Consider the following 12,103-nt stretch of genomic DNA (forward strand, 5'->3'; position numbering starts at 1 on the left):
ATTCGGGTTACTTCTTAAGGCTATCCCATGTTTTCTGGAATTCTTCCAACATTTGATCCTTGGTATACTTCTTCGCTACATAACCTTGCATGATATCGCCGAATTTCTTACTGGATGCTTCTCCACCTGGGAATTTGAACCAGTTCCAGCTCAATGTTTTGCCAGCTTTGCTGTATGCGATAATGTCTGCTGCTAATGGTCCAAGTACTTTCTCGTCTGCAGGAATCGATTTGAAAGCAGGGATAAACTTGAACTCATCTGTAATGTATTTCTTACCGATATCGGAGCTAACCATCCAGTTCAAGAATTTCTTAGCTTCGTCTTTCACAGCAGAGTTTTTGTTAACAACCCAGTTATTCGGTACGCCTACGAACAATTTGTCGTTCGCAGTTGCATCATCGCTGATCGGCATTGGCAAGAAACCAATTTTGATATCAGGGTTTGTTTTGGAAATTTGAACTTGTGTCCAGTTACCTTGTTGCGTCATAGCCGCTTTACCCGTTGCAAAATCCGTTACTTGAGTATTGTAGTCGGTTTGTAGTGGGTTTTTGTTGCCATATTGCAATTGAAGGTCGAACAATTTCGCCCATTGGTTGAACACTTCGTTACCTGTAATTTTCGATGTACCTTTGTTCAAGCCATCGATGAACGCATTCGGATCCTTTTGATAAGCAAATGGAAGGTTCACGAAATGGTTTCCAAGTACCCACCACTCAGCATATCCTGTTTCAAATGGCGTGATTCCCGCATCTTTCAACTTTTTAGCCGCTGCTTCTAATTGAGAGAATGTTTTTGGAAGCTCTGTGATGCCCGCTTTAGCAAATAGATCTTTGTTGTATTGGAAGCCATAACCTTCAAGGTTAAGCGGCTGACCGTATAGCTTGCCACCTTTTGTCATAGGCTCTTTCGCAACATCTACAAGATCTTTCACCCAAGGTTGATCGGATAGATCTTCCAAGTTATCGATCCATTTATCTAGATCCGTGAAACCACCGTTGTTGAAAATATCCGGTTTGTCACCTGCATTAAACTTCGCTAGCAGGGCTGCACCGTAATCAGCACCACCACCGACAGTGTCGACTTGAATTTTTACATTCGGGTTCAGCTTCTGATATTCTTGCACCATTTTACCAAGTTGATCTGCAATCTCTACTTTGAATTGGAAGATTTTAATTGTGACTGGCTTACCGCCAGCAGCAGGTGTTGTTGTAGCTGTTGAAGCGCCCGTAGTTGGAGCTGGACTTGCTGTCTCGTCTTTTTTCCCGCAGCCAGCTGCTAATACGGATAAGGATAATACTGCCGCCATTGAAACCATCGTTAATTTTTTCATTTAGGTAATGCCTCCCTTTAACTTGTTTCTTCGTTTGTTCCCCGCTTACTTGCCCTTAACTTGCTTCCTTACATGATTCATTGTAAACACTTACATCGTGCCTTAACACCGAGTATATTGAACATAAAGGTGGAATATCTTGAACTTATTTGCAATTCTGTCATCCTTTTACTGAACCTGCCGTAATCCCTTCGACAATATGTTTCTGTAAGAACAAGAAGAAAATAACGATTGGCAGTACGCTTAATGTTAACCCAGCAAGAGCTAAATCCCATTGTTTCGTATATTGTCCAAAGAAAGAGAAGGTTGCGAGCGGAATCGTTCGCAGCTCCGGATTGCCCAGTACGAGAGATGGAAGCAAGTAGTCATTCCAGATCCATAAGCTGTTCAAAATAATAATCGTAATCGACATTGGCTTGAGCAGTGGAAATACGATTTTCCAAAACACACCATAGGCTGAACTGCCATCGACTTTTGCCGACTCCTCAATTTCCAGCGGAATAGACTTGATGAAACCATGATACAAGAACACATTTAATGAAACACCGAAACCGAAGTAACAAGCAACCAATCCCAGCTTACTATCCATGAAGCCAATTTGACTAGCTACACGTACTAGCGGAATCATAATCGACTGGAAAGGAATAACCATCGCAGCTACGAAAGCCAAGAACACCAAGTTATTGAATTTACTAGATTTTCTCACCATGCGATAAGCTGCCATGGATGAGATCACCACAAGGCCCACATTAGCCAAAACGGTAATGAACAAAGAGTTAAAGAACGCCTTTGGAAACTTCATGATACTCCACACTTTCGTGTAGTTATCTAGGTAAAGAGAGTTTGGAAGTTTCGCTGTATTCGCTGCAAGCTCAGGGAACGTCTTCAAGGAATTTGCGATAACAAAGTAAAACGGAATTAAGAACAGTAAGGCAACTAGAATGCCCAGCACTTCGAGAGCAAATAATCGACCTGTATATTTTTTGACGGAAGCCATTAGACCTCAACCTCCTTGCGCTTGGTGTACATCACTTGGATGGTTGAAATGATGGCAACCACGATGAAGAATACGAGAGCTTTGGCCGTACCTAAGCCGTAGCGATTATTACGGAATGCTTCTTGATAAATATTGATGGATACGGACTCCGTAGAATTGAATGGTCCGCCTTTTGTCAAAGAGAAATTCAAATCAAAGATTTTGAATGACCATGAAATCGTCAGGAACAAACAGACTGTCACTGCTGGCATAATGAGTGGAACGATGATGCTTCGCAATACTTGTAAACGTGATGCACCGTCAATATAAGCTGCTTCCAGCATATCCTTCGGTACATTCGACAAGGCAGCTATGTAGATGATCATGAGATATCCTGCACCCTGCCACACACTGACAATAACGATCGCCCAGAAAGCTGTCGTTGAATCGCCCAACCAAGGTAATTCGAAAAAGCCGATATGTGTAAGATTGCCAAGAGTCGCAAATCCTTTTACAAAAATAAACTGCCAAATAAAACCAAGCAACAAACCACCAATTACGTTAGGCATGAAAAAGATGGTGCGCAGCACATTTCTTGTTTTCAGTGCTTGCGTCAGCAATAAGGCGAGTAAGAAACCTACTAGGTTTGTCAGAATAACGTTCGTCACGGTTAAACGTGAAGTAAAGTTAAAAGCATTGCGATAATCCTTATCATGGAATAGGATTTGTTTGAAGTTTTCCAACCCATTGAATTTTACTTCCGTTGTTACGCCATTCCATTCAGTAAACGAATAATAGATGCTCATCAGAAATGGAATCAAGACTACGATGGTAAAAAATACTAACGCAGGTCCGATAAAAACCCATTGCTGAAGCCATCCAGAAAGCATTCTTTTTGTTTTCACTGGGAAGTCCCCCTTACCATTTTGCTACTATACCCCAAGTATAGAGTGCTGCAGTACCCCAAAACACAGACAATGGTGACGCATTAGGTGGAATTTGTTGACCTCTCCTGCTACAATGTAGGGGAAAATCCTAATACAGAAACCGAGTTGATGAAGTGTGATTCGACATAGTATCCGCAATAAACTCATCTTATTTTTGCTCATCGCCACGTTAATCCCCTTCCTCACCTCCCTTGTTGTGTCCTACTTTTTTACGAAGCAGAAGGTTACCGAGGATACGCTCACGAACAACTCCGTGCTGCTTACACAGGGTAAAACAAACATCGAAAACTATTTGAACGGCCTTGTTCAGGCTTCCTCTACGATTTACACAGGAAGAAATCTGGCTGAGCTTGGTCAATTTTATGATATTATTCAAACGCAGCGTGAAATCGACTATCAGAGCGATAAAGTGATCAAAAGCGGGCTCCAGGTAATGTCACACTCCGTGAAGGAAATCAAACAAATTTACCTGTATGCCTCAGTGAGCAACCGTTCTTATCTCTCCAACAATGACATCCAAGTAGGCATGGTAGGTAAATATGAAGGACTGCAGCCGTTCCCAGCGGACAAGCTTGTTTATTTTGAAACGACACACCAAAGCAACTTATACGGGATGTCGCTTACTGCGTATTCTATCCCAACGCCAGTTATTTCTATGCACCGAAACGTCATGTACTCACCAAGTAATCAATCCATTGGCGAGCTGGTTATTGATTTGAAATTAGACCTCATTTCCGACATTTCCCAAAGCCTTTTCACCCATGATCAAGAGGAGCTCTATATTTTAGATGACAAAGGGCGGATCGTCTTCGGCCCAGATGCGAGCAAATGGGGGCTTCCCTTAGGTGACAGTTGGGGGAATGAAGCGATTCATAGTTCACTTGATAGAGGCAGCTACGAGTGGACGAAAGGTGCTTTTGCCGGGATTAATATGTATGAGAAAATGCGCACAGACTATTTGAACTGGACCATTGTCAAACGTATTCCCTATGAGCTGTTAACCAAGAATGCTCGCCAGTTGACCTTCATTAACGCACTAATCCTTAGTTTCTCCATGCTGATTGTCATGGCTGGTACGGTCTATATTAGTATTCGTTTTACTGCCCCAATCAAACAGTTAATTCGTTACATTACACGTATTCAAACTGGACAAGCTGGACTAGGTGATCAGCAAAGCGACATTGAGTTAACCCGCGTGGACGAAATGGGGATTCTCGCAAACCGCTTCCACGGGCTTATGCAAGATCTAGATCAAATGGTTATGCGTGAATATCGGTTGGAGCTAGCGAATAAATCGAATCAACTCATGGCCTTGCAAGCGCAAATTAACCCGCATTTTCTGAATAATGCCTTGCAATCGATCGGTACCTTAGCCTTGCAGCACGAAGCCCCTAAGATTTACACCTTGATTAATTCTTTGGCCAAAATGATGCACTACAGCATGAACACGAATGAATCGGTGGTTCCGCTTCGTAAAGAAATCGAACATACGAAAGCCTATTTGGAGCTGCAGAAGCAGCGTTTTGAACATCAATTTGAAATTGTTTATGCGATTGAGGAAGGCACTCAGACCTTATCCGTTCCTAAAATGATGCTACAACCGCTTGTCGAAAATTATTTCAAGCATGGCTTTAAACCTAGCCAATCGCAAGACGTTGGTCTGTTGCGTATCGAAACTGCGAAACTGATCACCGCAGAAGGTGACTTTTTGAAGCTCACCGTTGTTGATAATGGCATTGGGATGACGGAGCAGCGGATCCATGAAGTCCGAAGTCGCTTGAAAACGCCAACTGCAGCAGATGATTCCTATATCGGTTTACGTAATGTTCTTACGCGCGTCCAGCTCTATTTCAATGATGATGCCACATTGGAGATCGACCATGTCCAACCCCAAGGCCTGCGAATTGTCATTCTTATTCCGATGAAAAAGGGAGTTACCTGAAATGAAAGTATTACTTGTAGATGATGAGAAGCATGTTCGTGATGCCATCCGATTGCTTGTGAATTGGAAGCATTATGGCATTGATACCATATTAGAAGCATCTGACGGGGAAGACGCCGTTGCCTTGGTTGGCAGTGAGCATCCTGAAATCATTATGACCGATATGATGATGCCCGGCATGAATGGCGTGAAGCTGCTAGAGTGGCTGCATCGTTATGCCCCTGATGCCAAGACGATCGTTATCAGTGGTCATGACGACTTTTCGTTACTTCGACATACGGTGAAGTTCGGTGGAACGGATTATATTTTGAAACCGATAGACCAAGATCAGTTGAACGAGGCTTTGGACAAAGCCATTCAGACTTGGCTTAAAGATGAAGAACAGCGGCATGCCAGTCGGGAGCTGAACATCGAAGTGAACCAATTCAAGCCGATTTACTGGGACAAGCTGCTTTCCGCGTTAATTGCCGAACCGAATACGTACGAACCTGTCGCTGACCAGCTGGAGCGTGAGCTTCATTTATCCAGACATGTCACGACCTGTCGAGTTGCCATTCTCTCGCTAGATACGATGGAGGCTAGTATCAAGAATAAATTCAGTCAAAATATGGATCTCCTGCTTTTCTCCCTGATTAATATTTGCAATGAATTTCTTGTTCCGCATCAGCGCGGCTACGCTTTCCGACACCTGCATAATTCGAACGAAATTGTCCTCTTTTTATGGTCTGAGCCTTCCCAAGCTGAGGATTTGCTCACAACGATTAATGATGGGATTCGCACTGCTTTACATGCCCGTGTGGACTTCGGGATAGGGCGTGAGCATAGTTTCCCAAGTCAATTGAAGCTTTCCTATCAGGAAGCGCGCGATGCCCTTCGTCAACGGAATCTGAAATCCAAAGAAACCTGGATTCATATGAATTGGCTGCCTGCCAAGGTCACACCACAAACGTTAACCTTTCACCAGTTTGAAGAGCAGATCTTTCTGGCGCTGCGCAGTGGGAATGTCGAGCAGATCCAAGAGATCGTACAGCTGTGGATCGACGCCATCCGAAGCTGTGAAGTGATTACGCCTGAGCAGCTGGAGCACTGGTGGGGAGAATACCGGGTGATGATGCGTCGTTGGGTCCAGCAATTGCTGCCGAACAGCCGCGAGGAAGAGATTCATCCGTTGCTCCTAGAAGATAGCGTTGCTACGATTATTACACTCGACGAGAAGGGCATCCTCTCTTTGTCTCTCTGGCAGCAAGAGCTAACTCGCAGCCTCGTTCAGCTATCCAAGCTCCATCTTGAGAGTCAGCACAAAGGGAACAATGTTATTTTCGAAATCGCTAGTTTTCTAGAAAAACACTACCACGAGGATATTTCGCTTGCGGATATTGCCAGTCGATTCTATCTAAGCCGCGAGTATATCTCTCGCAAGTTCAAACAGGAGTTCGAAGTCAATCTATCTGATTACTTAGGACAAATTCGGATGAGCAAGGCGAAGGTGCTGCTCTGCAACCCCAATCTGCGCATTTCCCAAGTCGCTGAGATGGTTGGTTATCAGGATGAAAAGTATTTCAGTAAGGTTTTCAAAAAAATGTCGGGGATGACCCCCAATGAATATCGAAAAACAGCGAATTCTATCTAAAGTTCCGAGAAAATAATGGAATATGCTATACTAGTATGTAAGAGGTGATTTTCATGAGTATGCCCATTGAAAGCGCAACGGCGAATTCTTTTCCCCGCACGTCGAAGGCAACAAGGGTCAAGAAGAAAACGTATGTCTACCTATTCGTGGGTTGGGTCATGCTGATCGCAGTCGGAGTAACAGCTACGATGATGTACACGGAACATCTGAGGCAACAAATATCAACCGATATCGCACAGCAAACCCAGCAGCAATTACAGGTAATTCAACAAGATTATCAGAAGCAAGTCTCTCAATTGAAGGATAGTGTAACTACCGATATGAAGACTTTGCAAGCCAAAGTAGATTCATTGAATGAACTACTGGCATTCACCAAAGATAGCGCTAACAGCAAGACCGATAATAGTAATCAATTGTATACGCAGCTTGCAGACGTCAAAAAGAAGCTAGATGAGCTGACTAAGAATCTGGATGTGTTGAAATAATGACAGCAAATTCGATTCAGCAAATCAATCGTATGATGTTGCTTGTGTGTGCCCCATTCCTGGGCATGCTGATTTGGCTGCTCTTCGTCTCCCTGCATATTTCTATTCCAGTCAATTCACCTATAGCGTCAACACCACTCCAGCTAGAGCAAGAGACGAATAACTTGAACAGCCTATTGACCAAGGCGAATAATGATGCCGTTCAAACCAAAACCATTATTCAACAGTATTTCCAGCTGTACGAGAAAAGCACGGCAGAAGTAACCGCCATGCTCCAAAGTGCGGCTTCGCAAGTCGTCAAACCCGGACTTATCTATGATACAAGGATTACAGCCAAGCTTGGAAGTCCCATCCGTTCAGCCACTTCTGGCAATATCGATATTCAGCTGTTCGCTTTGAATGAAAAACATTATTCAGGTTATGCTCTTAAAGTGAACCTCAAAAGCGATAAAGCGATTAAGCTTGTGTTAGGGAATGATAAGCTCGGTTCGAGTGAAACGACATTAGCCGCAGCTTCGCGCTATGGCGCTGTTGTCGGCATTAACGCTGGCGGCTTCGCGGACGATAATCGTGGAAAACGCTATCCGCTGGACACCACCGTGATGAACGGGAAATATGTCAACGGCTTCTTCCCTACCAACAATGACACAGCTTTCATCGGTTTGAACAAGGACCGTAAGCTGATCGGCGGCAAGTTCAGCTCGCAGTCGGAGCTTGATAAGTTGAATCCTCTGATGGGGTCGACTTTCGTCCCCGTGTTGATGAAGAACGGCAGTAAAATGTCCATTCCGTATCAATGGCAGAGCTCACCAGCAAGAGCTGCACGAACCGTGATGGCTAATTACAAACATGATCAGCTCTTATTCCTTGTCACAGATGGCTACGATGAGAGCGGCAATTCCGGTGCTACACTGGCTGAGCTGCAGGACAAGATGCAACAGCTAGGCGTCGTTGATGCTTATAATCTGGATGGAGGCGGCTCTACCACACTCGTCTGGGGTGGCAGCGTAATCAATCGTCCTTCAGATGGAAGACTCCGGCCACTCGCTACGAACTTCTTGTTTTTCAAATGACCCAAATTATTCACACAATATTCGTTTCTTTTTTGGGGATGGTTGGGTATAATAAGCCTTAACTATGTGCAAAAATGTTCTTTAACCCTATAGTGGATGCTTACGAAGTCAGTTTTCTGCCGAAAACTTTTAGGAGGTGCAGCAATGTTCGGTTTATCTACAACATTTTGGCTCGTTAATTCGGTTTTTCTATTATTCATCGTCGCTATGTTGACGGCTTCCTATAACGAGGACAAAACAAAAGGCCTATAAAAGCCAAGAAAAAAAGCATCGTCTTTCTCCAGTTGGAGAAAACGATGCTTTTTTTCATTTGTTAAACTACTAGGCTCTCGCCTTAAGCAGGTTCATTTCAGTTATACAAACGCCGCAAATATAGCGATCTTTGAATTCACTGACACTTTCCATGCTACCGCAGAATACACATTTTGGACGATATCTCTCAAGAATGATATGGTCTCCCTGTACTAGAATTTCTACAGGATCTCCTTCATTCATTTGGTATCGCTTTCTTAACGATTTAGGTAATACGATTCGTCCCAATTGATCGACTTTACGTACGACTCCAGCTGGCTTCATCATAGGACTTCACCTCTCTTTTCCCAGACGTTTTCTACATTTCCGGCGATTTCACTTCGACCATCTTAACCATATCGAGCTTACCGATACTATTCGCCGTCATTCATGTAATTCCTTCTGCCAAAGCCCTAAAAACTTTCTTTTCTTGTCAGAAATGTCGCTTGAGTACTAAAAAACGTAGGTCAGGAGTATTCCTACTCGAGACCTACAAATCCAGTTTGTCGTAATCCCTCATATAAAATAATAGCCGCTGAGTTGGATAGATTTAATGATCTTACCGCGTCGGACATTGGCAACCGTATTAAGGTATCTGGATGTTGACGAAGCAGTTCCTCAGGCAGACCTTTAGTCTCTTTACCAAACACGAAAAAATCGCCATCTTGGAAAGTAAAATCGGAGTAACGTAGTTTTGCCTTCGTTGATGCGAAGAAGAATCTATGACCCTCATACGCTGCCAAGACCTCATCGAATGAATCGTGGTAGTCAATCTTTACGGAATGCCAATAATCAAGACCAGCTCGCTTCAGCGTCTTATCATCGGTATCAAAGCCAAGGGGTCTCACCAAATGAAGATGCGTACCTGTTGCTGCACATGTGCGAGAAATGTTACCTGTGTTCGCAGGAATTTCGGGTTCTACCAATACAATATGAAAAGCCATCTCTGTTCATTCACCTCATTCTCTATCCTATTATAACCTGATTCCGATTGCAATTTAACACAGGGTTAACTTTATCTTAATATCACGATGATAGAGGTACGTCATACTAGAGATATCCTTCATTAAAAGGAGATACCTAACAATGAAAAAGAAAATTCTTATTGTTGATGACGAACCTTCAATTTCCATGCTAATTGAATTTAACCTAAAGCTTGCTGGTTTCGAAGTACACTGTGTGTTCGACGGAGAAGCTGTCTTCGGCGCTATTCAATCCTTTCGCCCTGACCTTATTGTCCTTGATCTCATGCTGCCCAAAATGGACGGCTTACAAGTATGCCGCAAGCTGAGAAGCCAGAACAACCTTGTTCCGATTATTATGTTGACGGCTATGCAGGATCTAACCGATAAAATTGCCGGTTTAGACAACGGAGCCGATGATTACATGACAAAACCTTTCTCACCGCTTGAGCTTGTCTCACGTATCCAAGCGATTCATCGCCGTATTCAAACCTTGCCTTCAACGACAGAAGAAGCACCGATCGCGATCGGTCAAATTTCCGTCAAAGCAGAGCAACGGGAAGTAACGATGAATGGCACGCCTATCGAGCTTACACCGAAGGAATTTGAATTGCTTCTATTCCTCTGCAAGCATCGCGGCAAAGTCCTTAGTCGACAACAGCTGCTTCACGGCGTGTGGGACTATCATTTCCTCGGGGATACGCGCATCGTAGACGTCCATATCTCGCATCTGCGTGACAAGATTGAGCAGAATGCACGTCATCCGGAATATATCATGACGATTCGCAACGTAGGTTACAAATTGACTGAGCCTGTCATCAAAGAGTCTTACGCTTAATGCACGAGCTCAATTAAAGAAACATCCCAGAACATGAATCATGTCTTGGGATGTTTTTTTGGTTAAGATTTTCCTTTCAGCTCTGCTGCCGCTTGCTCAGCTTGCTTATGCTCCAAGGATTCGGTTAATCGCTCTTTACTCATGAGAACTGCTGCTATAACAGCCAACGCTGTTGGAATCAATGCCCACATAAATGTATAGGAAATCGAGGATGATAATCCGGCAGTAATTTTATCTAGAGCAGGTTTTGGAATTTGGGCACGCATTTCAGGTGCCAGCAATACCCTAGGATCACTAAACGCTGGATTGTCAGCCATGTTCCCTTGCCCGCTTCCAGCGAAAATGTCCTTAAGCTTCGCTGTAAAATCATTCCGTTGAATAATTCCGAATAGTGTAATCCCTAGCGTCATACCTAGGGAACGAACGAATGAGACTGTTGCATTCACTGAACCACGCTGGGACGGATCAAAGTGATGAATCGCCGCATTGGAAAGTACAGAGAAGCTCGCGCCGATCCCAACACCAACGACGATCATGCACATTGTCACATACAAGCGGCTTGTATCCGGTTCAAGCTGTGTCAGCATGAACATACCCGCTGCTAGAATTACAACAAAGATCATCATAATGTTCCGGTAGGGCATCTTATTCATTAAGAAACCGCCGCCGACCGCTGAAAATACGGAACCTACCATCATCGGCAATAAGACGAGCCCCGAATTCGTAGCTGTACCGCCAAGTACCCCTTGAATATAAATAGGGATATACACAGATGCTGTGATGAAGCCCATCCCGCTCAATAAACCAAGCGCATTACTCGTCGTAAACAAACGGTTCTTAAACATGGGGAATGAAATAATAGGCTCGATGACTTTTCTTTCAATCATGATAAAGCAGATTGTAAGCACCGCGAAAGCTGCAAACAATCCAATAATTAAGCTCGAATCCCATGCATATTTATTGCCGCCTAGCTCAAGAGCAAACATCATACTGACAACAGCACCAACAAGCGTAACGGCACCCCACCAGTCGATCTTCTGCTTCGTATGGATAGGTGATTCTTTATAATAGACTGCAATAAAAATAAGGGCCAAAATACCAAGAGGAATATTCACATAGAAGACCCAATGCCAGTTAATATAATCTGTAATATACGCGCCAAGCAACGGTCCGAAAATACTCGACAAACCGAATACCGCACCGAACAAACCGCCTAACTTCCCGCGTTGTTCAACAGGGACGGTATCAAACATGATCGTGAACGCAATCGGAATAAGCGCTCCGCCGCCAATCCCTTGAAGCGCACGGTAAATACTAAGCTGAACAATACTTTCTGCAGTACCACACAGGATGGAGGCAAGCAAGAATACAATTAAACCAAAAACAAAAAATCGTTTACGCCCGAACATATCGGATAACTTACCAAAAATCGGCATACCGGCCATTTCAGCAACCATGTACGCGGATGTCACCCAAACGAACTTATCTAGTCCGCCAAGATCGCCTACGATCGTTCCCATTGCTGTAGCGACAATCGTATTATCCATCGATGCCATCAGCATTGCCAAGAGCAGACCTGCTAAAACAAAGCCTACTTTATTATTTGCTTTCGTCATTCTTACACATTCC

Annotated in this window: 11 protein-coding genes; 5 read left to right on the forward strand and 6 right to left on the reverse strand. The window is 43.8% G+C overall.

The features are described 5' to 3' along the window. Nucleotides 1-7: 7 nt before the first annotated feature. From AC58QT_RS23850 to AC58QT_RS23860, 3 genes are all read right to left on the reverse strand, one after another. A complete protein-coding gene (locus AC58QT_RS23850; protein WP_497411194.1) occupies nt 8-1,330 on the reverse strand; it encodes an ABC transporter substrate-binding protein in 1,323 nt (440 codons plus the stop codon). Between the two features lie 160 nt (nt 1,331-1,490). After that, nucleotides 1,491-2,327, reverse strand: a complete 837-nt coding sequence (locus AC58QT_RS23855) for a carbohydrate ABC transporter permease (RefSeq protein ID WP_497411195.1) — start codon at nt 2,325-2,327, stop codon at nt 1,491-1,493. After that, a complete protein-coding gene (locus tag AC58QT_RS23860; RefSeq protein ID WP_497411318.1) occupies nt 2,327-3,196 on the reverse strand; it encodes a carbohydrate ABC transporter permease in 870 nt (289 codons plus the stop codon). Before AC58QT_RS23860 ends, AC58QT_RS23855 begins: the two co-directional genes overlap by 1 nt. A gap of 172 nt (nt 3,197-3,368) precedes the next feature. Between AC58QT_RS23860 and AC58QT_RS23865 the strand changes: the two genes are divergently transcribed. Genes AC58QT_RS23865 through AC58QT_RS23880 form a run of 4 tightly spaced genes read left to right on the forward strand, consistent with a single transcriptional unit; the run spans nt 3,369 to nt 8,383 of the window. Continuing rightward, nucleotides 3,369-5,195 carry a cache domain-containing sensor histidine kinase gene (locus AC58QT_RS23865; RefSeq protein ID WP_497411196.1) on the forward strand — a complete coding sequence of 609 codons (1,827 nt, stop codon included), beginning with the start codon at nt 3,369-3,371 and terminating at the stop codon, nt 5,193-5,195. Nucleotide 5,196: 1 nt separating this feature from the next. Beyond that, a complete protein-coding gene (locus AC58QT_RS23870) occupies nt 5,197-6,825 on the forward strand; it encodes a response regulator (RefSeq protein WP_497411197.1) in 1,629 nt (542 codons plus the stop codon). Between the two features lie 53 nt (nt 6,826-6,878). Then, nucleotides 6,879-7,310, forward strand: a complete 432-nt coding sequence (locus tag AC58QT_RS23875; RefSeq protein WP_310501919.1) for a hypothetical protein — start codon at nt 6,879-6,881, stop codon at nt 7,308-7,310. Then, nucleotides 7,310-8,383 carry a phosphodiester glycosidase family protein gene (locus AC58QT_RS23880; protein ID WP_497411198.1) on the forward strand — a complete coding sequence of 358 codons (1,074 nt, stop codon included), beginning with the start codon at nt 7,310-7,312 and terminating at the stop codon, nt 8,381-8,383. The genes AC58QT_RS23875 and AC58QT_RS23880 overlap by 1 nt, the downstream gene beginning before the upstream one ends. Before the next feature lie 321 nt (nt 8,384-8,704). Here AC58QT_RS23880 and AC58QT_RS23885 read toward each other — a convergent pair whose 3' ends face one another. Together AC58QT_RS23885 and trmL are read right to left on the reverse strand one after the other, a co-directional pair. Next, entirely contained in the window at nt 8,705-8,959 is a 255-nt protein-coding gene (locus AC58QT_RS23885) for an AbrB/MazE/SpoVT family DNA-binding domain-containing protein (protein ID WP_171630099.1), read from the reverse strand. Nucleotides 8,960-9,153: 194 nt separating this feature from the next. Beyond that, the gene (gene trmL / locus AC58QT_RS23890; protein WP_497411199.1) at nt 9,154-9,618 is read right to left on the reverse strand and encodes a tRNA (uridine(34)/cytosine(34)/5-carboxymethylaminomethyluridine(34)-2'-O)-methyltransferase TrmL; all 465 of its coding nucleotides are present in this window, start codon (nt 9,616-9,618) and stop codon (nt 9,154-9,156) included. Nucleotides 9,619-9,760: 142 nt separating this feature from the next. Here trmL and AC58QT_RS23895 point away from each other — a divergent pair, with 142 nt between their 5' ends. Beyond that, on the forward strand, nt 9,761-10,474 hold the full coding sequence (locus tag AC58QT_RS23895) for a winged helix-turn-helix domain-containing protein (RefSeq protein WP_310501922.1): 714 nt from the start codon (nt 9,761-9,763) through the stop codon (nt 10,472-10,474). 62 nt (nt 10,475-10,536) lie between these two features. On the opposite strand, the gene AC58QT_RS23900 is transcribed toward AC58QT_RS23895, so the two are convergent. Next, nucleotides 10,537-12,090 carry an MDR family MFS transporter gene (locus AC58QT_RS23900; protein WP_497411200.1) on the reverse strand — a complete coding sequence of 518 codons (1,554 nt, stop codon included), beginning with the start codon at nt 12,088-12,090 and terminating at the stop codon, nt 10,537-10,539. Nucleotides 12,091-12,103 lie beyond the last annotated feature (13 nt).

The sequence above is a fragment of the Paenibacillus sp. J31R109 genome (genome assembly GCF_059692055.1).